The sequence below is a fragment of the Rossellomorea vietnamensis genome (assembly GCF_008180415.1).
In the GTDB taxonomy this organism is placed as follows: domain Bacteria; phylum Bacillota; class Bacilli; order Bacillales; family Bacillaceae_B; genus Rossellomorea; species Rossellomorea vietnamensis_C.
On the sequence record NZ_VTEI01000003.1, the window covers coordinates 1 to 24,288 of the forward strand.

Here is a 24,288-nt window from a genome sequence, read left to right on the forward strand (position 1 = left end):
CTCAGACAGATTTGCTTGATGAGTCTTCCTCGCTCCTGCTTATCCAATTCTTCATCTAATAACGGCGCAATCATTTGAAAGCGATTCGTCGCCTTTTCATCTGCTTTAGTTCTATCCATTGTTAACACTCCTTTTTTCTTGATAATTGAAGTGTAAATCATGGATAAGCGGACAAAAACGCAGAACGGGTATGTATCCAAAAATGATGATTTGCAACTGGATGGACAATTTCCCCCAGCCATCCACTTGCTGTGCCAAACCATTGTCCAATTCGTTTATGTACAGGCAACAGGCGACTGGACAGGTCGACCGTTGGGGTCTCATTCTGATCAAATTGAATTAGTAAGGATTGAAGAATAAACAACCAGTAATCAATCAAAGTAGAAAACCATTTCCTCCACCTGTAAATCGTAGATTCATCTGCTGCCACCGTCAGGTGGGCTGTTTGGAAAATGGTTTCCTCGATGACATCTGCAGCGTATCGTTTATATGGGATCATTAAGTCAGGAAGCTCGTGGTGAATCTTGTTGCACTGCTGGCAACGCAGCCTCCTGATGATAAACGTTCTGGCCATGCCTCTCTCATCTTTTAACTTTCTCTCCCTTGAACCAATGACCTTGAAGTCCTGATGATTACAACAGGGACAAGGAACCTTTTCTGCACATTTAATAAAAAACGCYTTTATCGGCGGATTCCACTATGATATAATCATTTACAACAATCATATTGTTTGAGGGACGTCTTCCGTCGCGCCACTGGTAATGGCCGGCATAATGGAAGGCGTCTTTTCCTTTCTTCAGGGTGATTAAGGACATTATATCCGTCAATCCCCGGACAAACAATACCGTCAACATATGGACGTTTTTAAACAGCATTAACATGAAGATGTCATTTACTTTAGTCTCATCCACTAACAATTCTTGAGTTAACTCTCTTAGTTCATCTTCACTTGTGAATGTTTTTAATTCCTTACCGTACACTTCCTCTAATTTATCTTTAGTTAAATGATATTCGTGGTTGTCAAAATTAAATGTGACCCATTCAGCATTTTGAACTAAGGCAAATATAAATGAAGCATTATAAATTGCTGTTTCTTTAAAAGTTTTTTCGATTTCTTCTGTCTCAATGTCTTCATAATTCAAGGTCATTCCATAAGGTTCTTCCTTAGTTGTAAGTTCGTATCCCTTTAAACTTTCACCCTTTGGCAAATTTCTAACAAGGTCTCCAACCGCACTGTTATCTCCAATATACGAGCCTTGGAAATCAAACAAATTTGTATTAACGTTGGAGTTACAACCACCTAAGAAAGATAATATCAATAATAAAAAGAAGGAAAATCTAATTATTTTATTCATTCTTTATCCTCCTAAAGGTTTCCCAGAGACAATATGCCAATGTAAATGTTTTGAATCCTGATATTTTCCCAAGTTAGTGATAACTCTGCAAGCACCGTTCTCTTCAGTGACCATAGTAGCAACTTTTCTAATAACTCCCAGTAATTCTAATAGTAATTCATTATCGCTATCTTCCAATGCGATTAAAGAAGGGATATGTTTCTTAGGTATTGCAACAATATGAACTGGATAAAAAGGTTTTGTATGATGGTAGGCTAATACATTTTCTGTCTCCAGCACTTTATTCACTTCAGTTTTCCCACTTAATACTTCATCACAATAAAAGTCGTTAGTCATAATGCCCTCCAGAGATATATTTTTGACTATAAACATCTTCTATTCTCTTTTTGGATAATCCTGCCTATTCCTAAATGTAGGAGAAAAGAGGTTGCCAGACAACCACAACCAATCCAATTTTTTTAACTCCCTTAATAGAAAAAGGAGTAATTAACTATAAATTACCTTCTGTAGAGATGATACCTTCGGTCAAATGTAACAAAATAATAAAGAAGACATTATTCAACTAAACTGCCCCTTTACTTGAACAGAGGGCGGCTGCTTATTAAGCAAACGCCCCCTTTATATTGAACAACCTGGAGCTGCTTGTTCAGCTAAAGCTACCTTGAGTGGAAGATTGTTATTGAGTAGAAACCTCTTCTTTCTTCAGTAAAGAAAAGATTGATGAGAGCAAATACAATCCACTTACCGCCAAAATAACTACCATTAGAGCCGTTTCTATTGGTTCATAAAATATAGTTGAAATAGTTATTAGCATAAAAGCAATAATCCAAATAGATTTCGAAGTTTTAGCTTCTTTAGTGCTTATCTCTTTTTTATACAGCCCACCTGCGACAGCAGAAAAGACAAAACCAATTATCATCAAAATGAATAGAATTGGTTTTAAAAACACTGGAAGTGCCCAGCTTTGACCATAGAACAAAAAACTTAAAGCGAAAAAGAAGACAAAAAGGTGAATGTTATATTTTATTAGTCCCAATTCAAATTTCCCTCCTCGATGTTTAAAACTTGCCCGCCTATATACCCGCTTAATAGTTAGACGAAGCTATAAAAGATTAGTTTCACAATATTCCGTTAACCTGCCCGTTAGCCGAAGATGCTAACGTTCCTGGCTGACTAAAGGGGGGCGGCTGCTTGTTCAGTAAACGCCCCTAATAGTTGAAGAATATTCCTGTTTATGTTTATCAGACACTTGATATATCCTTTTAAATGTTTTAAGTAAAAGAAAGCCTATCATAGAACCTAGTGTGTTCAATAAAATATCATCAACATCAATAGCCCTTATTGGCAACCATAGTTGTATTAACTCAATAAATGTAGAACTCAGTAAACCCACTAACCCAACCATTAGTACACTATTAAATTTATTGAATTTTAATGGAAGCATAAACCCCAACGGCACAAACAATATTATATTCCCAGCAATATTTCTTAGAGGAACCATAAAATAAGAGTGACTCATTAAGTCTTTTATGCTGGATAATGGTACAAAGTTATTTGATGGACCATATCTATGAGGAATACCGATTTCAATAGGGAATATGGTCATTCCAATTATCCAAAGTACACTCACCAAAAAAAGCAGGTTAATTATTTCTTGTTTTAAATCTAACTTCCCATTTCTATAAATGATTTTAATACTTTTGATAATTATCCATAGAACTATTATTACTATTGCTGGCAAAAGAAAGTATATCCTCAATCCTCACATCTCCGAACAAGTATTTTCTATATATAAGCGACCATTAATATTCAATTTGTCCAAAATCATTATTACACATAAATGCCCAGTAATTACAGAAGCGCACAGCTGGATCGATTAGCCGCTCTTCAGTTATTGCCCCCTTTAGCTGAAGGCCACTCTCCTAATCTAACTTATCTGTGACCTTGATAGCAATCCAAATTAAAGCACCGATAATTAGTCCAAAATTCAACTGAACAATTGTATCTTGACCAACCTCTTCACTTAAAGTTAATGTAATTATCATATAAATAACTGCAAATACAACACAAAATACAGCTGTGCGAAGCATTCGTATCCCCTCCTGATGTTGCCTTAAACCATCATAAACTACCTGAATTACAGAATACTATTTCAAACTAACCTGCCTCTATACTTGAACAATAAGACGCTGCTTGTTTAAAGACTATCTTCATTCGTTGTACTCTTTGATAAATACTTCGAAAACATGATCCCGATTATTATAAAAATAAGAATGACTATAATTGTAAACGCCAATGGACTTTCAGTGGCTCTTACCCTTAATGGAGTGTTCAGAATGCCATCTCTCCATCCATTATTTCCATTATATGCTGTACCTTCTGCCCGATAAAGGATAGCCCAGCTTTAATAAACTTTAGAAACAACTAAGCCCAAAACAAATCCAAAAACAGATCCCCAAAGTATATTGTTTTCTTCTGAGTTCATTAAATTCCCCCTAAAAAAGTCTTACGTTAACCTGCCTTTTTCTTGAACAAAGGCGGTTGCTTCTTCAGCCCATGTCGCGTTTATTGAAATAACTTTTATTTGATAACTTATAATCCTTGTTCATCTACAGTCTTAAAAATCCTTGAATACATTTCCCTTATATGTGCTTCTGTGTTCTCACCATTATATATACCAAATTTCCAACTGTTTAATGAGTCATTTTCTTGATGGTTAAGAACGCCAACAGCATAGCTATTTCCAGGTGTCCATTCCCACGACTCATTATATTCTGTATCTTTTTCCGTAAAAGGAATATGGTTTTTTGCAGATATAAAAAACATTGGAATAGCAGAATTCATATACACATCAGCGTATTGACTTTCTGAAGCCTTAGAAAGATACTCATTTGTTATAAATACTGCATCATAAAACTTTAAGTCCTCTTCAGTCAAATCATCGAAAGAAATTTCATTGAACTTCACTTGTTCTTCATTAATTGTAGGCGGGTCTCCAATTACCGCAATACTAAGTACTTTACCTTCATATACCTCAAATTCAGGTTCTGGAGAACAAGCTGATAACACTATAAAAAGTGAAATAATAATAGGTATTACTAGATCTTTAGGCTTCATTAAAATTCTCCTCCACTAATTTATAAAAGAAAATTATTATTCTGACCTGTACTTAATAATAATTCAGTTATTAGACGACAATTCAATAATTTAAGTTTCATTAACCTGCCCTTGAACAATGGACGGCTGCTTGTTTAGCAAATACCCCTTTAGCAAATTAGAAGTTCCATGTATAACCTTAAAAAACTTATATTTCTGAAGGAATAGTTCTAGAAGCAGCCAATGCAGTTAAAGCCTTCTCAATATAACTATATACTTCTTCTGCAATCCCCAGAAATTCTTCAACATCTACATTACTATCCAAGTAACACGCATACAGATAGTCAACTAAAGCTGAATCAATATTGCAATAATCTGATATGGCACTCTTCATCTTAGTAATGTCATCTTGCCAAACCCCTGTATCTTCTAAAACCAAAGAGTATAATGCACGAATTAATTTCTTTGAGTAACCTTTGGTATATCTAGATTTCAGTGTGTCATCATTGGCATTAGATAGAAAACCGCGAACGCGATCCACTGCCACTTGAGTGTCTGAATTCAAGTCTAATATGAACTTAGGTGAAATCAGAATAGGCGGTACTTCTTCGCCAATATCAGTACCATGTATACAAACACAGATTATCTTGATCCAAAACCCCCATTCATGGGGCTTGATTCTTACATCATCCAATGAACAAATAACCGTATCAACCTTAGTAACTAATCGATATTTTTGTAAAATCTGGTCCTTCAGACATGATACTCTATCATAATCTATATCTTCTGGTCTTTCGCATACTATTGTAAAATCTGCATCAGACTTAAATGGCTTAGCAGTACCTTTAGGGATTGAGCCACACATATATATACTGTGAATCTTCCCACTGAACTCTGAAAGCAAGCTAGCTGTATACTCCTCTACCAAAGTCTGGTACTCACTCTGAATATTGATCTTCTTTATAACCTTCTCCAAAACCATATCTGGTCTCTTTTTATCTTCTAAAATCATTTTATCTCCCCCCTTTTTTAAGTATATGATTTTATAAATTTTTCTCTTATTGCTTTTTTCACTATCCTGCCCTTTACTGGAATAGAGGGCGGCTGCTTGTTAGATGTGAATCATTATTAATTTTGTTCTCGTTTAAATCTAACCACTTTTCAATTTTATCCGTTATTAGAGTGAACCCCTGCTCTATAAAAGGTGAGTTAATACCACTCTGGTCTAATAATTGGAGAAATGATTTACTTCCACCTAAATTACAAAGCTTCATGTATGCCTCCCAAGCCATCGATTCATTTGTTTGTGCATTGCTCCATATTTGTAAAGCACACATTTGGGCAAGGGCATAGTCTATATAGTAAAAGGGAGTGGTAAACATATGTGTTTGTTGCTGCCAATAAGATCCTCTCATTAAATAAGCGTGATTATATTCTCCTTTGTAAGGCATATATTTGTACTCAATTTCAATCCACTGCTCTTTTCTCTCAGAAATAGATAATGAGGGGTTTTTATAGATAAAATGCTGGAACTCGTCTATTGCAGCCCTATAAGGCATTGAATACAGTGCATCTTCAAGATGAGCATGTCTATACTTATCAGCATCCACACCAAATATCTTTTCTAAGTAAGGCCAAACAAGGAATTCCATCGATATGGAATGAATTTCGCAAGCTTCTTTTGTTGGCAGAATATATTCTGGAATATTGTTATGTTGATTATACAGGTACATTTGCCAGGCGTGACCAAATTCATGGCTTAATAATTTAATATCTTTTCTGGTACCATTCATATTCGCAAAAATATATGGTGTTTTTTCATTACATAGGTATGTAGCATAAGCACCCCTCGCTTTTCCCTCTTTAGGAAGTAGGTCTATTAAATGATTGACACTCAACGAATTGAAGAATTCCCCAGCTTCCAATGAAATTTCATTAAGAATCTCTTCAAATTTAGATACCATGAATTTGACATCTCCACCTGGTGAAGGGTTGCCTGTACTGAAGCGAATATCTTCATCGTAAAAAGCTAATTTATCCAGCCCCAACCTGATTCGTTGTTTATCTCTGGTTTTTTCAGAAATGGGAACGATGTATTTTAATATAAGCTCTCGGAACTCTTCTACTTTTGATTGACCATAACCAACTCTTGATAACCTTGCATAACCAAGCTCCACAAAGGAATCATGTCCAAGTTTTATTGCTATGGAGTTTCTTACTTTAATTAATTCATCGAAAATGCGATCTATTTTATTTTCTAAATGGCTAAGTAACTCATACTTTTTTTCACCAGCTTGTTTTCTCATTGAACGATCTTCTGAGAACAAAAATGATTCTAATTATGATAAAGTTCTCTTCTCTCCTCTGAATTCAACTGTTGAAGTAGCCATCAGTTTTGTATAGTCACTTACTAGATTATTTTCCTTAATTAAATCCTCAATTACTTCAGAACTAACTGTATTTTGAGAAGCCTCAGCAAAGCAAACTAATTGTTCTCCAAACTTCTCTTTAATTTCTTTTTTGAAAGGCGAATATGAAACATGCTCATGAAAAAGACCTACTAGTTTTTCATAGATTGGCCAGTTTTGATTGATATACTGCTGCTCTTTTTGATATTTAACATCTAAAGTATCTAAGTGACTCCTGATTTGAGCGATAGTTAGCATGGTCAACACATCATTACGAAGAGAATTAATTTGATCTATTAATTCGAACTGTTCCAAATGGGAATCACTATCTTTGAACCTTTCTAAAAGCTGAAGTACTTTTCTTTCAAATTCTTCAATGTCAGGTCGCTGGTAATTAAGGTTTTTAAAATTCATCCTACTCCCCCTGTCTCATTCAAATTAATGGTAATGGACAATTAAGAGTAAAAATAGTCTTATATTTCATAAAATTCAATGTTACAATATCAATATAAGATAATTACTCACTAAATGTAAGCAATAATTATTTATTAACACAAAAGGGAACTCCGTTAATCTGGAAATTCCCTTTCTTCATTTTCATTTAGTTTGTCACTTGTTCCACTTGAATTCTAATCCGGTCCTGCAGACAAATATACTACTCAATAAGTGTAAATTTTTTTAATCCTTATTCCATTAAATGGCCCGAAACAAGAAGAAAGAGCCTCATACCCACTAAGGGTTGAAGCTCTGAAATGTTAAAAATATTTACAGTAGAAGTCCTGGCGTAGCTTTCCACTAAGTTGAGCATAAATCTTTGTCGTTTCACTTTTCTCATGCCCCAGAAGGCTTTGGATCACTTCCAGAGGAGCACCGTTATTAATTAGATGAGTAGCATAGCTATGTCTTAATTGATGAGGGTGAATACTCTTCTTTATACCTGCTCTTTTTGAAACTCGTTTTATAATGTATCAAATCATATCAATACTCATTCGGTGTTTGGGCTTTCTCTCTGTTATAAATAGGCAATCCTCTTGATCGTCACGTTCATCCAAGTATCGTTTCAACCAAAGGGAGCAGCGAGTATTAAAATACACTTCCCTCTCTTTGTCACCTTTTCCATGAACAATCACAGAGTTCGCTGAGAAGTTTATGTCTTCTCGGTTAAGCTTTACTAATTCCCCTATCCGGCAACCTGTTGAATAAAAAAATTCAAACAAGGCATTTTCCAAGGAACTCTCACAAGCTTCCCTTAAGTGTTCGATTTCAAGATCCGTAAGGAACTTAGGTATTCTTTTACCTATCTTTGGTTCCTTTAACTTAGCAGCTGGATCGTACGCAAGATGTCCCTCATCATGTATCCACTTAAAAAGGGATCTGATGCATCGGACACGATGACTCATACTCGCCGGCTTTAAATGGTCACCTGAATTGATTAGGTAACTCTTCAAAGCGTCGGTTGTGAAGTCCTTTATGCTGATATCACCAAAGTGTTTAAACAGTAGCGTGTATTGGAAACAATAAGCTTTCAACGTTAATGGAGAATACCCTTCAATTTTCTTATCTAACTGATATTTTTCCCACGCTTCTGACAGTCTCATCATATTATCATCTCCTACAAGGCTGCCAACCAAGTAAACTTTGGTTCTAGTATGCCCATTCAGAAGATGGTTTATACAAAGCTATTAAATATGTGCTCCTTTTTGTAGGAACACCTTAATGGCCACTGATCTTACCTTAGCGCCCCCGTATGCGGAAGAGGGTTTATATTATTTCTCTAATGTCTTCCCATCCGTATACAAATTCGCTTAACCTTCTTCCTGATATCTCTGTTTCAATAGTGCCAATGTTTTCAGCCCCAAGAGCCTCATAAAACAATCTAGAAGTATTATCTTTTAGCACAATAACTGTCATCGCAAAAATTCCTTGTTCTAAAAATTCATCTATTATAGGCGTTACTAGCAATTTTCCTAGACCACTTCTTTGGTATTCTTTTAATATATATATGGCATATAACTCACCACGATATTGTGAGTATTTATTATCTCGTTGGGGACCACAACTTGAAAAACCCACTATTTCACCTGCACTATTTTCAGCTACAAAAACAATCCCTCCATTTAAAATAATATCTTTCCATTTTAGTTCTCGACTTTCATAGCTCATCCTTACTAAATAGTCATCTGGCACAATGTCTTTATAAGTAGTTTTCCAACTATCTACTTGAACTTTAGCTATGCCTCTAGCGTCATTTATATCTGCTCTTTTAATATTCATATTTCACCTCAATTGAAATCCGCCTTTTCGGTTTTTAGTAAATTCCCTTTCATGGGAGGCTGCTGCTTGTTCAGTAAACGTTAGCAATAGGTAAGCGTTTGAGGTTATCTCCGGCTTTTCCCCTGCTCCACACCTGAACGTGCTAGTTTCCCAGCATCCGGCGCTCCATCTAATGATATGTAATAGATTATAAGTTCCTCGTTACTTTGACGATTAGGATAATACGATATTTGCCTGTTCGCATACCTTTCGGTATTGATTAATTTTATTCAAAATGGGTTCTGAGATGTTGAGCTTTTTGAGGATTGACTCTATCTTCTCCATGTCTGTTAGGTGGATTAACCGGTGAATATCTTGGTGAAGAATTCGCAGGTTATGAAACTTATCGTTTCCTCCTTGTGACCTTGGGAGATAGTGATGACAATGCACTTCAAATGCCTGTAAGTCCCAGCCTGTAATTTCACATTTCCCCATTTTCATACTGTATCGGCTTATTCTATTATCCACATATTCAACTGACCGATTAGGAAGGTTGGAGTTCATCAAATTACTGATTTCCTTTTGGATATCAGGACGAAGCTTCTTGTATAACATGCCTCGACCTTCCTCTGTATAGGGTGTTACCTTTGGACTAAAGTTTAACGAGTTAACCGTTTTAACAATTCCTAGTTGGAAAAGGTAGACTTCAGCTACTTTAAAAGTCTTCATGGTTACACTGTAGAACCTTTTAAACAAAGGCGGCGGGTTACTTGGGTGTTCTTGCTTCCCAACCGGTTGTAGTCGATTATATATGAACGGCTTTAAATCGTAGGCAAGACGTGAGAACACCGGATTCACATGTGTCGCTCGCTCAAAATAATTATGGATGCCCAATACAAAACTGTTGAATCGCAGAACGTTTTGGGAAGTTGGTGAAGCTTTAATCCGACGGATTAGCCTTTTAGCTTCCTGTTTGATTTGTTTCTTCTTCTTTTGAATAACACCGGTATGCGCTACTCGTTTCTTCCCTTTTTTGTTCGCTCGTATCGTAAAGCCTAGAAATTCAGACTCCCTTTTGCGCAGGTTAAGGATTTTAGATTTCTCTGGCGAGATATCAAGATTGAGCCGTTCCTTCAAATATCGACGAACCGCATGATACCACTTTTGAGCAGTCTTTCCATCCCGGCAAAGAATTTTGAAGTCGTCCGCATAGCGGACGAGGTATCCTTCCTTCAGATTAGTCCGTTTCTTTGCGTATCGTTCACCAACTTTAGATTTGTATGATTTATGCAGGGGAAAGAACTCCCATTGATCAGCAATCCACTGATCTAAATCATTCAACACGATATTAGAGAGGAGGGGAGATAAAATTCCACCTTGAGGTGTCCCTTTGTCGGGGATTCCTTCTCCATCAATTTCTGCTTTTATCATTTTAGAAATACAAGCTAATACTTTCCTATCCTGTATTCCTAAATTCCAAAGCTGCTTCATTAACCGTGTGTGGTTTACATTATCAAAGAAACTCTTGATATCAATATCAACGACAAAATGAAGGGAGGCTTGATTAATTAAAGATTGAATCCTTGCCATTGCATGATGGGCAGACCGTAGAGGTCTAAAACCATAACTGTGCTTATAAAAATGAGCCTCCGCAATGGGTTCGAGAACCTGCTTGAAACATTGTTGGATAATCCTGTCCAGAATACAGGGAATACCTAGCGGTCTTCGTTTTCCATTGTCCTTTTCAATCCATTTTCTTCTGACTTTCTTAGGTTGATAGCTTTTCAGTATTGTACGCACCTTCAAGACCAGTTCATCTTCGGATAATTCCTTGATATCCGATATCGTTTTTCCATCGGTCCCAGGTGTGTTTGAACCCTTGTTGGATTTGATGGTCCGATAAGCGAGTAAGATGTTTTCTCTTGAAGTGATGACATTATAAAGGAAGGAAAAGCTGTTTCCTTCCTGGGCTTTCTCATATAGTTCCGTGAATGTCTCCGTCATATTGTAGTAATCCCAGTATCGCAGTGTTGGCACTGTGGCATCCCTCCTTGTAGAAGTGATGTCCCCACATTCTTACCCGACCGGCACCATTCACGTACAGGAAAATAATCGTTTCATTCAGTAGACTTGGGGCTGTTCCTCCACTTTCATTACAAAAGCTTCTTCAGTCGTTCCCCTACCCTCACAAGGATAAATGCCTTTCGTAAACCCTATAGCAAACGTTTTGAGTGACAGCTCTTGGTTCAACGTTCCTTGCTTTCCAAGTACCTTACAACCTAGCTTTCCATTCTAGAGTTAGGTGCTTCCTTTAAGCCTGTGAGCTTGATACCGCCGTAGTCCGGTATAGCGTCTTTCAGAGGGGGCAATTTTACTCCACACCACTCACCCCATCGGAAGATGGGACATAAGTTTCCTTATGTTCTTAACTATAGACCCTTACCTTCGGAAGTTCGTCAGTTCTTTAGCTAATAGAACTATTCTCACCATTTCTAGTTTTTCAGCCGTGCGGCATATCCGTTGGCATACCTTTTTGGCTTCAGCCTTCGTTCTGCCGACTCCACCTGTGCTTCAAACCCTATAACCTGCCAGTTATAACGCATGCAGGAGTATTGACGGGATGGTTTCGGGTAACATGGAACCGTCATTCCCATCCTCGGTTGTAAAGTTAGAATTTCAATTGAAAACTCCCTGCTTTTCACGCTTGGTAGCGCTTATAGCAGAACTTGTCGCGCGCCCCCGTTAACGCAATAAGAATGTCTATTATTTAAAGATAGATTTTAGTTCATCAGGAACAATTGTCACATCTTGTATTTCATATTTTGCATCTGGTGTTAAGTTAAGTAAAACCATTTCTCCATTATCAAATTCTAACAGTTCATAGGTTTTAAAGCCTGTACCAGCACTCATAACTTCATTTATTTTCTTTAATGTTTCCTCAGATATATGTTCTTGCCTGCCTTCAGCTATAAGTGTTTTAGCCATTTTATAATTTTCAACTCTAACTGCTTCTTTAAACGATAGTCCTACATCAACGGGACCTTCTTTTGTAGTCTCATTATAGAATAGAAAACCTAATAAAACATTCAATAAAACGGATACTGCAATGATATTATTTTTGATTTTCATTTTATCTTCCCCTTGTTTGTAGTATCTCTTATTCAACTCTTCTGCCCTTTACTGGAACAAAGGGGCTGCTGCCTGTTAAGCAAACGCACCTGCAATTATTTTACTTTCCTGGATTTATAGAAGAACCAAAGACTTAATAACAAAAATAAAATGAAAAACATATTGTTGAATATAGGTATTGGACCTGGTGTAGATACAAACACATTTTCTCTAACATTTGTACCTACAAAAACAACTGCATTCGTTAATCGCTCTAAAGTATAAATGACTCCACTGGTGAGAATGCTTAGCCATCCTAACAACATATAAGTCTGAGAATTCATACCAAATACCCCTTTTCTTAAAAACTCTTTAATAATAGACGAAACCGTTATTATTTTAGTTTCGACTATTCCGTTAACCTGCCCTTTAATTGAATATTCATTTGTTCTAATATTTTGTAATCTAGAAATTCCTATAATGGTTATAAAATAATTCACTGGTATCAATCAGTGTTTCGTGTTGAGTCGGCAGCCTAACCTAATTTGTTGTAAGTCCACTATTTCTTTTATTATCTTATCTCAACCGGGAATATACTAAATCATATTCAACTTTTGTAAAGTTCTGATAACCATACCGGACTTTTTCATAAATAGGGATTATCTCCGATGGTCCCCCAATTCTTCCAAACCATTCGTGAATAGTTTCATTAGTCTTTTTCTTTTGGTCATCTCTTAACTTGCCTTGCCATTCCTGAAGTAACCGCCGAATCTCATTCTGTTTCTCTTTGCTGAGTGATACATTTATATCTATACCCCCACCCTGAATCTCGTCAACTCCTTTAAGTTCATTGACATCCAAGATGTTGATTGTTAACTTTTTTCTTTTTCGTCTTTTTCTCAGTATGAAGAGTAATATAAGAGGAATGGCAATAAGGGAATATATGAGATAGCTGTTCTTTTTTTTAGGTTTTCCCTCAGTCCACGGTTCACGTTCTTTTTTGTCGAGAGTTTCTCCTTTCATTATCTCCCCGTTGTTGTTTTTTGGAAGATCAATTTCTTCAATTTCTAATTTAGTAATATCTAAATCAACCTTACCCCTTCCTTCATTGAAATTGCCCAAGAAAGCTCTTTCTTGTTTCTTTTGAATATCAGAATAAAAGCTGGTGACTTTGTTTGCTAACGTTTGACTAGTGAAAGTCACTAGAAAAGTGATGAGTAAAACCAATAACAAAAAGCCGAATATAAACATAACTTTTCTTTTCAAATCGATCTCTCCTAAAAAAATATTCATTTTAACCAGCAGAAGTTACATCACTGCTGGTCACATAATTACTCATGATGCTTTCATTGCGTTGATTGGCTTGGTCCTTACACCTATTTCACTCGGGAGCAAAGAGCCAAGAATTCCAATAAATACAGGAACAATAATAGTGGAACTTATCAATAGAAGAGAATCTGTTGGAAAAACACCATAAATAGCACCAATAACGGCAAATGAGATTGACACCCCTGCTAAACCTGCTATGAAACCAATCAAGGCACCTTCCATAATAATGATAAATCGAACTGCTGCTCGTCCCCATCCAATCGCTTGAAGAACCCCTATTTCATTTTTACGTTCTGAAATATTCTGCCACATAATCTCTGCTGTTGTAAGGATAGATAAACCAAAGGCGATTCCTAAAGTGATATAGTGAGTATTATCAATACTAAGAGCCACGTATTCACCGAGCCAAGAAGTATAAAGCACACCCTGAAGTCTGAACGTCACAAATAAGTAGAAAGTGAATAATGCGGTCGGCATGGCAATTACAAGTAAAGAAAGCAGGTTGCGTTTCCACTTGGATACAATATTATTAGTGGCCAATCCTACAATCCCCTTCGTCTTTACCAAGCGTTTGCCTAGTCTTGATATTTCACCTGTACGCATTGCCTCATAAGGCGTAATTTTACTGACTAATACAGCTAAAGGCAATAAACTAAGAACATATACAAGCAAAGCAAAGGTTGAAACGTATACGATATTTATAAAAGAAAATTCTCCTGTTTGTGTGTAGATAATGCTCTGTATGATGCATGAGAATAAAATTACCAAAACCCACTGTAATGCAGCTTCCATCATTAGAATACGGCGGATATGATTGTTCTCCCACCCTAAAGAGAGTAATACAGAAAACTCTTTTCTTCTCGATAGAAAGGAAACCAAGCTCGTCGAAAAAACGTAAACGACGGCAACCAATAACAGGCTGATCATGACTCCCGAGTATCCTAATGAAGTTTCCCGAAATATTGTAATGGCATTACCAATGTTTATCCAAGGCTGCTCGACCCAGCCTAACGTTTTTGCTTCAGTTTGAACCCTTGTGATTGTAGGTTGAGGGGATGAACCTAATGTTACTACAGCATTCAAACCTGTTTTATCTTTAATTTCTTTTGCAATGCTTTCTACTCTCTTTTGCGACTCCTCTCCTATTCCTTCAACTCCATTTACGATGATTCTAATGGATGAAATTGAATCTCCGCCAGTGATCATTTCTGCTGAATCTAATGTTGTAATAATATTTGGGGGATTGGTTAACAACCCAGTAGGATTCCCAATTCCGGTGACATCGGATGGTGGGTTGATAGGTTCTTCTTTTTCATCTAAGACCATTTTTGCTTGTGGTGGTCGATAGGTTTCTAGAGGCAGTTCATTTAACGGATCCTTAGAAGCGGTAATATTATTCGGGTTATAAAATCCTATAACCTTATAGGTGACAACCGGTAATACCGGCAATTCATTATCTTTTCTTTCTACTACTGGATCTACTAGTTGCAAATCCCTATACCCCTGTGCAGGAACGTTGCTGTCAAAAGGTTTCTCTAATTGTATTGATGTTTGTTCTGCAGAGAAAGCGTGAGACCATCGCTCGGGAAAAGGGCTTTTCAATTTTTTATATTGAAGTGGGCTGGACTTATATACAACCATCGACGAATTTCTTGCTTCTCCATTTACTCGGAAATTTTCACCCTGCTGTCCTGTTTCCACTCCAGTTAAAGAGTAGAAATAACTCTTTTCGAGCTCTTTACTGGATAACCGAATTGAATTAACCTCTTCACCTTTAGGCAGCGAATCCAAATATTCGAGTCCTCCATTAGTTGAGATGCTATTCAATGTTTGTCGTTGTTTAGTTTCATCACTAAAATCAAAATTCAACTTTTCCAAACGGAAGTTGTGAACAGTCTGACTAAACGAGTGATTATTAATGAGTACCGGAATTTCGAAAGAATTCACAGGTTCTAATTTGTTCACCTTATCTTTCGAGGAATCGAAATAGCGACTATCCCCAAATCCTTCAATAGCCTTGTCTAATCCTACCAACTTAGCTTCTTGTTCAGGATCTATGCCAACCAGAAGTTGTAATTGAGTGATGGATAGCTTTTTATCAAATTGGTCTGGTCCCAAGACCCCTGGTATTTTCTCTTTTATCTCTGCTCCTTCACTGAAATAGAATGAATAATCCTTAAGTTTTGTATCTTCTAACCCATTGTTTCCTGATTCATTTACATGCACCCGATAAATCCCACGAGCAAGTTTCTCATTAAATAGTTCTTCAAACGTGACTCCGAGTTCTGAATACCCAATAACGGAGATAGGAGCAGCTACCTCAACACCTTCAATTTTCTTTATGGTTTCGTATTGATCAATACTGATTCCTCCAGTAATTCCATTCAGATAATTTGGTTCAAGCAAGTTGCTATTTACACTGTCGGTTGGTTTGACCACAATATCGTAAGAGCTGACCCAGCTTTTTTGAAGATTCTCCACCACAGTACCTTTGCTGCTCTCTGTCAGATTAAACAAATAGCTTAGTCCCCCGCTTATAACCATTACGCCAATAATCAGTAATATGAGACGTTCACGGTTCCTTTTCCAACTCCCCATTATATATTTCATCATAGTCACTACACCTCCAATATCTTTCCATCTTGGAATTCGATAATGCGATCTGCTCTTTCGGCAATCTTCTTATCATGAGTAACCATTATTACGCCACATTGGTTTTCCTTTTGGATATCAAGCAGCAATTTCATAATGTTTTCACTGCTGACAGAATCAAGGTTTCCAGTTGGCTCATCGGCAAGAATCCAGCTTGGATTATTAATTAATGCTCTGGCTATTGCTACGCGTTGCTGTTGTCCTCCGGATAATTGAGAGGGTAAAAATCCTTCTTTTCCGGATAGACCTACTTGTTTCAATAGCTCCCTTGCTTCTTTATCCTTTGAAGGATCTCTTTTATGAGGAAATAATGGAGAAAGAACATTTTCAAGCGCAGTTAGGGTAGGTAACAAATGAAATTGCTGAAAAACGAACCCAATTTCTTCATAGCGGAACTTGGATAACTGCTTAGCCTTATATTTATTGAGATGCTCATTTCCATAATGAATCGATCCGTTTGATGGTTTGTCTAATGCCCCTAATAAACTCAACAAAGTTGACTTTCCAGAACCCGAGGGACCGATGACAGCAGTAATCTGATTATGCGGTATCACAATAGAAATGGATTGTATAGCGGCTGTAGTAAACCCTTCTCCTTTGAATTCCTTCGTTACCTGGGCTAATACAAAGTCTTTGTTCATAACATCAATCCCCGTTTCTAAAAAATATCTATTATTTGAAAAAATAAGGCTCTGAAAGTTCTCTGAGCCTTTCGTAAAATTTATCTTTTAATTTGTAGCCATTGCTGATGCTTTTGCATTTGAGGGGGAGTGCCAATGATGAGGGGTAAAGATTTACTATCTGTTTTTGAAAATCCTAACTTATAAAATTGATCTGTAGATAAGAATGCTCCGTTGGGATTTAGCATGGATAAGGCTGAGATGATCTTTTTTAGCTGGGAGCGGTCAATATCATTGTCAAGCTTCAAGACCTTTTTTTGATCTGTTAAATAATTGACCCAAAGCTCCACTTTGCAGCCATCTTTAATAAGATGCATACAAACCGAAACTGTATATTCAATTAGATTTTCCATATCTCTTCTCAGGTGGAAGTTTCCTTCTCCTATAACATTAAGGAAAATGGAGTATACATCTCCTTGAACTTTTTAATACTTTTTTGCCAATAGCTTGTTTTCTTTAGCTGTTGCAAGCCAATGAATATGACGAAAACTTTCATTTTCATATTCTTTGGTCCCGACAATGCCTGTTTCATCCAAGAATATTGAATGGTTTGTATTTTTAAATCCTTGTAGTAAAGATTTTAGCTTTAGATCCTTTAATTTTTGAATTTTTGGTATAACCTTAAAGACCGGCAGGATTTCTTTTTGGTATTCCAAGCGTTTACTTTGGAGCTTTAAAGGATCTGTTAATAAGAGATTTAAACTCGACCACTGATGATGCCCTCTGCTAGTTCCTTTCATTTTTACCTTTATTGTTTTTTGTGATTTAGGTGGTAGGTCAAGACTAAAGGAATACATGGTATTTTCCGCCTCTGTCCGGTTATCATTTCCTATAAACAGTAATTCCTTCTCATTTCTACTCTCGATGTCGATTGTAAAATTGAATATCGGAAAAAACGATTCATTTTTTAACTCTATAAAAACATCGAAGCATTCATCTATACTTGTAGATTCAAAATATTTTTCATACCGCCAAGTTACTTTATTTTGGACTGCCCTAAGATAAACAGATGAAAGAACTGACACAGTGAGAACTAAAGCTGAAAAGAATACCACAGGAATAGATCCACTCAAACTACCTATGATTAGTAAAATCACCATAAGAATTAGCATCCGCCACTGTAGAATCCATATTCTTTCGTCATGAATATTCATTTGGCTTCTACAGGAACAGAAGTGCTATCTATAATCTCTTCAATAATGCTTTCTTTAGAGTTCTTCACTTCTCCCTCAACGTTCAACGAGATCCTGTGAGCCAATAATGGTGTGGCTAATGCTTTAACATCATCAGGGGTGCAGTACTGACGATCATATATGTACGCTCTCGATTGTGCTGCCCTCATATAAGCAAGTGCTCCCCGCGGACTTACACCAACCTCTACATGAGGATGACTTCTTGTTTTAAGGACAATACTCATGATGTAATCTTCAACATCTTCAGAAACGACTATTTCTTTTACTCTTTTTTTAATTTCTAAAATTTCTTCGATAGAAATAACACTTTCAATTGTTTCCATTGGATTATTTTCGCGGAATCTTCTCATCATCGATTTTTCTTTCTCTGGAGATGGGTATCCTTGTTTGATTGTTAATAAAAAACGATCAAGTTGAGCGTCCGGCAGTGGAAAAGTTCCAATTGAATCAAAAGGATTCTGAGTTGAAATTACGATAAAGGGTTTCGGGAGCGGATACGTAACGCCGCCTAACGTAACATTCTTTTCCTCCATAAGTTCAAGGAGTGCTGACTGTGTTCTTGGAACTGCCCGGTTTATTTCATCAATTAATAGCACGTTATTGAATACCGGTCCTTTTCTGACTTTAAATTCGCTTGTTTTCACATCGAAGTATTCTTGACCAACTATGTCAGAGGGAAGGGTGTCAGGGGTAAACTGAAGTCTATTAAAGGAACCCTCAATACTTTTCGAAAAACATTTTGCCATTGTTGTTTTTCCTGTCCCAGGCACATCTTCAAGCAGAACGTGTCCATCACTTAGTAAGGCAATTAGCATGAGCTCAATTTCTTTTTCCTTATCAACCATTACATTTGAAATATTTTTAATTACTTTTTCTAACATCTAACTCCCCCTTATTATGTTTACGATATAAATTACCTCAAAAGTAAAAATCCCCTTTTTATTGTTCTATTCTTTCTACAACAGCTTCATCCCCATTTTTAAATCTATAAGAGACTGTTGCAAACTGTTTGTCTACTTTGATATACCAAAATCTAAGTTGGTCAGTATACTCAATTATTTTAGCTTGCTTCCCTGCCACTATAACTTCGGACACTGATTCATCATTAAGAGGACCTGAATAAAGGTAAGGTACCTTTTCAGCCATTGTCCAATTTATTTTTGAATTCCAAGTTGTTCCTATCTCTCCTACCCACTTCCAAGAATCTCTTTCTTTTTGAAAATAAACCATATGAACTTCAAGGTCCTTTGTTCTTTTTTCAGTAAAGAAAACAAGAGCGTCTTGCTTATCCCAAACATTTAATTCTTGATGAAATATTGAATAACTTTCTGAGGGTCTACCCATTTCTTCCATTGAGGATTCAAAAAAAGCTTCTAGTTCATCTTGAAATGCAGAGTCACTAATTCCATTGTTAAAAGGTGAATTATTAATTGGAATAACAATAGTAATGAATAACCAAAGGGCTGCTATTCCAGCCATACCTAAAATGACTGGCTGGACATTTCTATATATCATTCTCTTTTTCTGGACCTTTGTGTTATTCATTAAATTTCGATGGATTTTTTCTTGGATCTCATGATTAAAGTGTTTTTCATAATCTGGTTCTGGCATTGATTTAATTTCTTCTTCTAATCGATCGATTTCTGGATCTTTTTTATTTCTCATCAATGCAGTTCCTCCTTCTTCTTTTGCAGAGCAAGTAAAGCCCTGTGATAAGTAATCCTTACCTTATTCTCACTCCAATTCAAAACCTGAGCTGTTTCAGATACTGAAAACTCTTTTATCCCCCTAAGAATAATCACATCCCGATAATTTCTTTTTAGAGTGTGGATTGTCTGATAAAGAATTTTATTTTGTTCATTGAGGTGCAGGATACTTTCAGGACTTTTTTCTTTTTTATCCTCGAATTCTTTTTCTAGTAGAGCATGCCTTAGCTTAATCCTTTTTTTCTTTCTGATTTCATCAATACCTACATTTCTGGCAATACTAAAGAGCCATGTTTTAGGGCTTGATTGCTCTTTGAAAGTATCGATACTTTTTATGGCTCGATAAAATACTTCTTGAACTAAGTCCTCAATATCACTTGAGCCTGTATAATAAATTAGAAAATGATAAATATCCTTATTGTATCTGTAAAACCATTCCGAAATTTTGTTGCTTGACATCAAATGAAACCCCCAACTGTGTGCACACTTATTAATTAGTCGATCGAAATTTCTTTTTATTTCACTTTTCATAAAATAATTTTGGAATTTTATAAAAAAAAAATCACGCATTCTTGTTTAAGAATGCGTACTTGTGTATTATAGCTATGACAAATGCACATATTTACCTACCTAAATAGATTAATCATTGTCAATTTGATTATTTGTTAAATAGTAAACATCATTAACTAACCTTTCACCTCGAACTTTCCGGTTGAATGTTATTTTATCCTTTATCATAATGAAAACTACATCTTTTCTGAGGGAACTGTCATTAGATTCTTGTTCTTTTTCTCCTAAAGAAATAACTCCTTTAAAAACGCTTCTTCCTGAAAAAAAGAGTAGAGGACAAACACTTATTGCGTCTGTTTTAACATAGATTGCAATTACAAAGAATATTATTATCACTGAAACGGCTAAGTTAATCACTGAGGAGTGGTCAAGAGACACAAGGGGAACAAGTAACGTTAGCAAAAAGAAAGAATAATCATTCGCACTTAGCCTCTCGGCCTTTCTTATATACATGTCTTGACCGTCTTCTCCTGGCCTTATTCTCTCTTCAAATCCAGACATAAACCATTTAATGGTGTACTTATAGCTAAAATAAGTATAAATTAGTGTGGCTACGACAAAATATATTTCTGCACTCATATAGCTCACAAAGAAACTATCCTTATTTACCCAAGATTGATTTACTAACCACTTGTGACTGCTAAACTAAAGTAGACAGTTTTTGCTAGATAAGATGAAACACTTATTTACCCTAATATACCAGTAAAATATATGGCCCTTCCATTGTATGATGATGGTTTGATTTGTAAATCATTGGAGGGCTGAGAAAAGGTGGATAAGTGGGAAATGTATATGGAAATACAGCAGTTACTCAAGAAAGGGTTCAGTAAAACCAAAGTAGCAGATAAGCTGGGGGTGTCCAGGGCGACTGTATATCGTCACCTTAAGAGATCTCCTTCGGAGACGGCAGAATGGGTTGAATCCTTACAAACAAGAAAGAAAAAGTTGGATCCTTATAAAGAGTTAATCTTGAATTGGTTAAGGGAACATCCTGATCTTTCAGCAGCACAAGTAGAAGATTGGTTGATGGAAAGGTATAAAGAGCTTGAAGTGGGTGAAAGCACAGTCCGTGCTTACGTAAGAGAGCTAAGAGTTGAATATAAAATAGCTAAGGAATCTTCACCAAGGGATTATGAAGCAATTGCGGATTCACCAATGGGGGAACAGGTCCAAGTTGACTTTGGGCACACCAAGCAAAAAACGTCTGGTAATAAAGAAGTAAAGCTGAACTTTATTGCCTTTGTGCTATCTAACTCGAGATACAAATATAAAGAGTGGTTAGATCGCCCCTTTACAACTCAAGATGTCATTCAAGCTCATGAAAATGCCTTTCAATGGTTTAGTGGAATTCCAGGAGAACTCGTGTATGATCAGGATAGCTTAATTGTGGTGAGCGAGAATGGCGGTGATCTCATTTTAACGAAAGAGTTCCAGCACTATAAACAAACTCGCAAATTAAACCTTCGGGTTTGTAGGAAAGCCGATCCAGAAAGCAAAGGGAAAATAGAAAACGTTGTAGGATTTATTAAGTACAATTTCGCCAAGTATAGAGTGTTCAATAATATTGATTCCTGGAATGAGCAAGGATGGGAATGGTTAATCCGTACAGGTAATAGAAAAATCCATAACACAACAAAAAAAAGACCGGTCGAAGTGTTCTCCTTGGAAAAGCAACACTTAAGACCAGTCTCAGGAAACATTAATTTCCTAAACAATCATGAAAATAGTATAACAAGAAGCGTCCATAAGGACAATACCATACGGTATTTATCCAATAGGTACTCCCTTCCACTTGGAACTTTTCATATGAATGAAACTGTCTCAATAAAAGAAACAAAAGACAGAGAACTATTAATCTATCACTCTGAGACAGGAGAACTTCTGGCCAAGCATCAGATTCCAGATGGTAAAGGACAATTAATTAAAGACAGAAAGCATACAAGAGATCGCACAAAAGGAATTGATGCATTCATTGATACTGTGGCGAACCGATTCCAAGAAACAGAAACGGCCTACGATTACTTGGATAAACTTCGTGAGAAGTACCCACGGTATATTCGTGATCAGTTACAAATGATACTAAAAGAAACAAAACAAAATAACGAGCAACTCCTAACAGCAGCCCTCTCGGAATGTATCAAGAGAAACTTATATAGTGCAACGGATTTCAGCGATATCATTTTATACCTCAAGCGACAACGCCAGGTTCATGATACAACAAACGACAAAGCTGAGACTGTTTCACCATTAAATAGCATATCCGGTTGGATTATAGAAACAGAAGCACAAAAGAGAAATGTCGATGCCTATACTGCCTTATTGGAAGAAGGTGATCAAAGTTGAATCAGCTTCAGGAAGTCCAAGATATATTTAGATCCCTTCGGTTAGCTGAAACAGCAGATCGATTGCCAGAGTTAATAAGAGAAGCTGAGATAAGGGATTTGTCCTTTACTCAGTTTCTACTAGATGTAGCAACCTATGAACAAAAACGAAGAGATGAAAAGCAGCTGGAAAGGCGATTAAAGTGGGCAACGTTTCCCTTCCATAGAACAGTGGATGAGTATAACGTGAAAGAGCAAAAGTCTTTGAGCAGTAAGAAGTTGAACCAGTTAAAAGACTTAACTTGGATTGAACAGCTATATAATATCATTTTTCTAGGACCGCCAGGTGTCGGTAAGACCCATCTATCGATAGGTCTTGGAATTGAAGCTTTAAACCAGGGATATAAAGTGATCTTTACCACTATGGGAGATCTAATTCAGGCATTAAAGACAGAAGAAATAACCAGGAAATCCAAAACAAGAATGAAGCGAATTAGAGAGGCAGATTTGGTTATCATTGATGATTTGATGTTTATGGCAATGGATAAACAGGAAGCTAATATGTTCTTCCACCTCATTAACAACCTTTATAATCAATCCTCGATTATACTTACATCTAATAAAGGACCTAAAGAATGGGGGGAGCTATTGGGCGACCAAGCCATCACGACAGCTATATTGGACCGGATCTTACATCGAGTGGAAATAGTTCATTTAAATGATGATAGTTGGAGAATGAAACATCGAAAAACAATTTTTGGTGAACAAAGTGTCTCAAATTAATCAGCAAAAATTGTATCATTCTACTTGACGGTCACAACTCCGCTCACACTTAGTTAATTATTAATCAATGCCTTTTAATTTTGCCGCTCCTTATACAACATCCAAGTCTTATCCATAAACAGTTTTATTTTTCCAATGTGCGGGGCTCCATATGGCTCAACCAAATATTTGTACTTCTTCATTTCTGGTTCTTCAAGTAATTCCACCAGGTACCAATATCTACGCTCTTGATTTTTGCAGAATCTAAATTCAGGATCTTGAAATATGGATTGCCTCAGCTCATTTTCATCTTCCTTTTGTTGCTCTTTCTGGAAATCATTGATTTTCTTCACCTCACTATAGAATTCTCTTTCTATTTCTTCTATTGTATCTTCTGCCTTGCTAATGCCTTGTTCATCAATCCATAGGTTTTCTTGTATTATTCCTATATAAGTTCCATTCTGGACAATGAATAACGTCAAACTCCTTGGTGCATCAAAATCAAACGATTCTAAGAGGCGGTTATGTTGAGCGACTGCTGCTTTAAATTCCTCTGAATACTCGCTATACCAACCTTTTGGAATTATGTAATCATTCTGGTTATAGTAAGTTAAATAGTAATATACATAAGTAAAAGCAGCATTCTTAGCGAATTCTAAGAATTCATTTTCATTTATATTCAATTCAATTTGATTAGTGGTCTTTATAGATTTAACTTCCAATGGAATTAAGTTACATTTGTTTATTTTATTTTTAAGAGTATGACTATTGATTATTGACATCTTACTCTCCCATCTACTTACCATATTATCTCTCTTCCTCCTCTTCCTGCATAATTGCATCTGTATGAGCCAC

General features: G+C 36.3%; 25 protein-coding genes and 1 pseudogene. 2 read left to right on the forward strand and 24 right to left on the reverse strand.

Annotated elements, in window-relative coordinates; translation table 11 throughout:
* Positions 1-157 precede the first annotated feature (157 nt).
* The 23 genes and pseudogenes from FZC78_RS06350 to FZC78_RS06455 all read right to left on the reverse strand — a co-directional run bounded on the left by FZC78_RS06350 (position 158) and on the right by FZC78_RS06455 (position 20,938).
* Complete coding sequence (locus FZC78_RS06350; RefSeq protein ID WP_353733568.1) at positions 158-685, reverse strand: DUF6431 domain-containing protein; 528 nt, start codon at positions 683-685, stop codon at positions 158-160.
* The gene (locus tag FZC78_RS06355) at positions 666-1,355 is read right to left on the reverse strand and encodes a DUF4825 domain-containing protein (RefSeq protein WP_148938836.1); all 690 of its coding nucleotides are present in this window, start codon (positions 1,353-1,355) and stop codon (positions 666-668) included. The genes FZC78_RS06350 and FZC78_RS06355 overlap by 20 nt, the downstream gene beginning before the upstream one ends.
* Positions 1,356-1,358: 3 nt before the next feature.
* Entirely contained in the window at positions 1,359-1,691 is a 333-nt protein-coding gene (locus FZC78_RS06360) for an HIT domain-containing protein (RefSeq protein ID WP_187444827.1), read from the reverse strand.
* A 340-nt stretch (positions 1,692-2,031) separates the two neighbouring features.
* Positions 2,032-2,391: a hypothetical protein gene (locus FZC78_RS06365; protein ID WP_148938837.1), complete on the reverse strand. Its 360-nt coding sequence runs from the start codon at positions 2,389-2,391 to the stop codon at positions 2,032-2,034.
* 159 nt (positions 2,392-2,550) lie between these two features.
* The gene (locus tag FZC78_RS06370; protein ID WP_148938838.1) at positions 2,551-3,096 is read right to left on the reverse strand and encodes a VanZ family protein; all 546 of its coding nucleotides are present in this window, start codon (positions 3,094-3,096) and stop codon (positions 2,551-2,553) included.
* Positions 3,097-3,277: 181 nt separating this feature from the next.
* The gene (locus tag FZC78_RS23505) at positions 3,278-3,445 is read right to left on the reverse strand and encodes a hypothetical protein (RefSeq protein ID WP_187444828.1); all 168 of its coding nucleotides are present in this window, start codon (positions 3,443-3,445) and stop codon (positions 3,278-3,280) included.
* Between the two features lie 502 nt (positions 3,446-3,947).
* Positions 3,948-4,472: a hypothetical protein gene (locus FZC78_RS06375; RefSeq protein ID WP_148938839.1), complete on the reverse strand. Its 525-nt coding sequence runs from the start codon at positions 4,470-4,472 to the stop codon at positions 3,948-3,950.
* A gap of 187 nt (positions 4,473-4,659) precedes the next feature.
* Positions 4,660-5,433 (reverse strand): nucleotidyltransferase domain-containing protein, encoded by a 774-nt coding sequence (locus tag FZC78_RS06380; RefSeq protein WP_148939492.1) that lies wholly within the window; start codon positions 5,431-5,433, stop codon positions 4,660-4,662.
* Between the two features lie 103 nt (positions 5,434-5,536).
* Positions 5,537-6,778, reverse strand: a complete 1,242-nt coding sequence (locus FZC78_RS06385; RefSeq protein ID WP_286365476.1) for a M3 family oligoendopeptidase — start codon at positions 6,776-6,778, stop codon at positions 5,537-5,539.
* A 12-nt stretch (positions 6,779-6,790) separates the two neighbouring features.
* Entirely contained in the window at positions 6,791-7,273 is a 483-nt protein-coding gene (locus tag FZC78_RS06390) for a M3 family oligoendopeptidase (protein WP_148938841.1), read from the reverse strand.
* Positions 7,274-7,614: 341 nt separating this feature from the next.
* Positions 7,615-8,457: pseudogene (xerA, locus tag FZC78_RS06395) on the reverse strand (site-specific tyrosine recombinase/integron integrase).
* A 163-nt stretch (positions 8,458-8,620) separates the two neighbouring features.
* Complete coding sequence (locus tag FZC78_RS06400; RefSeq protein ID WP_148938842.1) at positions 8,621-9,133, reverse strand: GNAT family N-acetyltransferase; 513 nt, start codon at positions 9,131-9,133, stop codon at positions 8,621-8,623.
* A 213-nt stretch (positions 9,134-9,346) separates the two neighbouring features.
* The gene (gene ltrA / locus FZC78_RS06405; RefSeq protein WP_187444829.1) at positions 9,347-11,149 is read right to left on the reverse strand and encodes a group II intron reverse transcriptase/maturase; all 1,803 of its coding nucleotides are present in this window, start codon (positions 11,147-11,149) and stop codon (positions 9,347-9,349) included.
* Positions 11,150-11,875: 726 nt separating this feature from the next.
* The gene (locus FZC78_RS06410; RefSeq protein ID WP_148938843.1) at positions 11,876-12,241 is read right to left on the reverse strand and encodes a hypothetical protein; all 366 of its coding nucleotides are present in this window, start codon (positions 12,239-12,241) and stop codon (positions 11,876-11,878) included.
* Positions 12,242-12,796: 555 nt separating this feature from the next.
* Positions 12,797-13,486: a hypothetical protein gene (locus FZC78_RS06415; protein ID WP_148938844.1), complete on the reverse strand. Its 690-nt coding sequence runs from the start codon at positions 13,484-13,486 to the stop codon at positions 12,797-12,799.
* A 69-nt stretch (positions 13,487-13,555) separates the two neighbouring features.
* Positions 13,556-16,162: an ABC transporter permease gene (locus FZC78_RS06420; RefSeq protein WP_148938845.1), complete on the reverse strand. Its 2,607-nt coding sequence runs from the start codon at positions 16,160-16,162 to the stop codon at positions 13,556-13,558.
* A gap of 5 nt (positions 16,163-16,167) precedes the next feature.
* Positions 16,168-16,842, reverse strand: a complete 675-nt coding sequence (locus tag FZC78_RS06425) for an ABC transporter ATP-binding protein (protein WP_148938846.1) — start codon at positions 16,840-16,842, stop codon at positions 16,168-16,170.
* Between the two features lie 80 nt (positions 16,843-16,922).
* Positions 16,923-17,234 (reverse strand): hypothetical protein, encoded by a 312-nt coding sequence (locus FZC78_RS06430; protein WP_148938847.1) that lies wholly within the window; start codon positions 17,232-17,234, stop codon positions 16,923-16,925.
* A gap of 72 nt (positions 17,235-17,306) precedes the next feature.
* Entirely contained in the window at positions 17,307-17,981 is a 675-nt protein-coding gene (locus FZC78_RS06435; RefSeq protein ID WP_148938848.1) for a DUF58 domain-containing protein, read from the reverse strand.
* Between the two features lie 50 nt (positions 17,982-18,031).
* Positions 18,032-18,955 carry an AAA family ATPase gene (locus tag FZC78_RS06440; RefSeq protein ID WP_148938849.1) on the reverse strand — a complete coding sequence of 308 codons (924 nt, stop codon included), beginning with the start codon at positions 18,953-18,955 and terminating at the stop codon, positions 18,032-18,034.
* Positions 18,956-19,013: 58 nt separating this feature from the next.
* Positions 19,014-19,742 carry a hypothetical protein gene (locus FZC78_RS06445; protein ID WP_148938850.1) on the reverse strand — a complete coding sequence of 243 codons (729 nt, stop codon included), beginning with the start codon at positions 19,740-19,742 and terminating at the stop codon, positions 19,014-19,016.
* Entirely contained in the window at positions 19,739-20,239 is a 501-nt protein-coding gene (locus tag FZC78_RS06450; protein WP_148938851.1) for an RNA polymerase sigma factor, read from the reverse strand. The genes FZC78_RS06445 and FZC78_RS06450 overlap by 4 nt, the downstream gene beginning before the upstream one ends.
* A 180-nt stretch (positions 20,240-20,419) precedes the next feature.
* Positions 20,420-20,938 (reverse strand): hypothetical protein, encoded by a 519-nt coding sequence (locus FZC78_RS06455; RefSeq protein ID WP_148938852.1) that lies wholly within the window; start codon positions 20,936-20,938, stop codon positions 20,420-20,422.
* A 183-nt stretch (positions 20,939-21,121) separates the two neighbouring features.
* Between FZC78_RS06455 and istA the strand changes: the two genes are divergently transcribed.
* Positions 21,122-22,693, forward strand: a complete 1,572-nt coding sequence (gene istA, locus FZC78_RS06460) for an IS21 family transposase (RefSeq protein WP_148938853.1) — start codon at positions 21,122-21,124, stop codon at positions 22,691-22,693.
* The gene (istB, locus tag FZC78_RS06465) at positions 22,690-23,454 is read left to right on the forward strand and encodes an IS21-like element helper ATPase IstB (protein WP_148938854.1); all 765 of its coding nucleotides are present in this window, start codon (positions 22,690-22,692) and stop codon (positions 23,452-23,454) included. Before istA ends, istB begins: the two co-directional genes overlap by 4 nt.
* A 74-nt stretch (positions 23,455-23,528) precedes the next feature.
* Here the strand turns inward: istB and FZC78_RS06470 are convergent, their stop codons facing one another.
* Positions 23,529-24,215 carry a hypothetical protein gene (locus FZC78_RS06470; RefSeq protein ID WP_148938855.1) on the reverse strand — a complete coding sequence of 229 codons (687 nt, stop codon included), beginning with the start codon at positions 24,213-24,215 and terminating at the stop codon, positions 23,529-23,531.
* Between the last annotated feature and the right edge of the window lie 73 nt (positions 24,216-24,288).

What these genes read in the sequence shown, in the direction of transcription:
- FZC78_RS06390 (WP_148938841.1), bottom strand. Translation starts at nt 7,273, where the DNA reads ATGAATTTTAAAAACCTTAATTACCAGCGACCTGACATTGAAGAATTT.
- FZC78_RS06380 (WP_148939492.1), bottom strand. Translation starts at nt 5,433, where the DNA reads ATGGTTTTGGAGAAGGTTATAAAGAAGATCAATATTCAGAGTGAGTAC.
- FZC78_RS06410 (WP_148938843.1), bottom strand. Translation starts at nt 12,241, where the DNA reads ATGAAAATCAAAAATAATATCATTGCAGTATCCGTTTTATTGAATGTT.
- FZC78_RS06375 (WP_148938839.1), bottom strand. Translation starts at nt 4,472, where the DNA reads ATGAAGCCTAAAGATCTAGTAATACCTATTATTATTTCACTTTTTATA.
- FZC78_RS06435 (WP_148938848.1), bottom strand. Translation starts at nt 17,981, where the DNA reads ATGGTGATTTTACTAATCATAGGTAGTTTGAGTGGATCTATTCCTGTG.
- FZC78_RS06360 (WP_187444827.1), bottom strand. Translation starts at nt 1,691, where the DNA reads ATGACTAACGACTTTTATTGTGATGAAGTATTAAGTGGGAAAACTGAA.
- FZC78_RS06440 (WP_148938849.1), bottom strand. Translation starts at nt 18,955, where the DNA reads ATGTTAGAAAAAGTAATTAAAAATATTTCAAATGTAATGGTTGATAAG.
- FZC78_RS06450 (WP_148938851.1), bottom strand. Translation starts at nt 20,239, where the DNA reads ATGTCAAGCAACAAAATTTCGGAATGGTTTTACAGATACAATAAGGAT.
- FZC78_RS06420 (WP_148938845.1), bottom strand. Translation starts at nt 16,162, where the DNA reads ATGATGAAATATATAATGGGGAGTTGGAAAAGGAACCGTGAACGTCTC.
- FZC78_RS23505 (WP_187444828.1), bottom strand. Translation starts at nt 3,445, where the DNA reads ATGCTTCGCACAGCTGTATTTTGTGTTGTATTTGCAGTTATTTATATG.
- FZC78_RS06430 (WP_148938847.1), bottom strand. Translation starts at nt 17,234, where the DNA reads ATGGAAAATCTAATTGAATATACAGTTTCGGTTTGTATGCATCTTATT.
- FZC78_RS06400 (WP_148938842.1), bottom strand. Translation starts at nt 9,133, where the DNA reads ATGAATATTAAAAGAGCAGATATAAATGACGCTAGAGGCATAGCTAAA.
- FZC78_RS06470 (WP_148938855.1), bottom strand. Translation starts at nt 24,215, where the DNA reads ATGTCAATAATCAATAGTCATACTCTTAAAAATAAAATAAACAAATGT.
- FZC78_RS06425 (WP_148938846.1), bottom strand. Translation starts at nt 16,842, where the DNA reads ATGAACAAAGACTTTGTATTAGCCCAGGTAACGAAGGAATTCAAAGGA.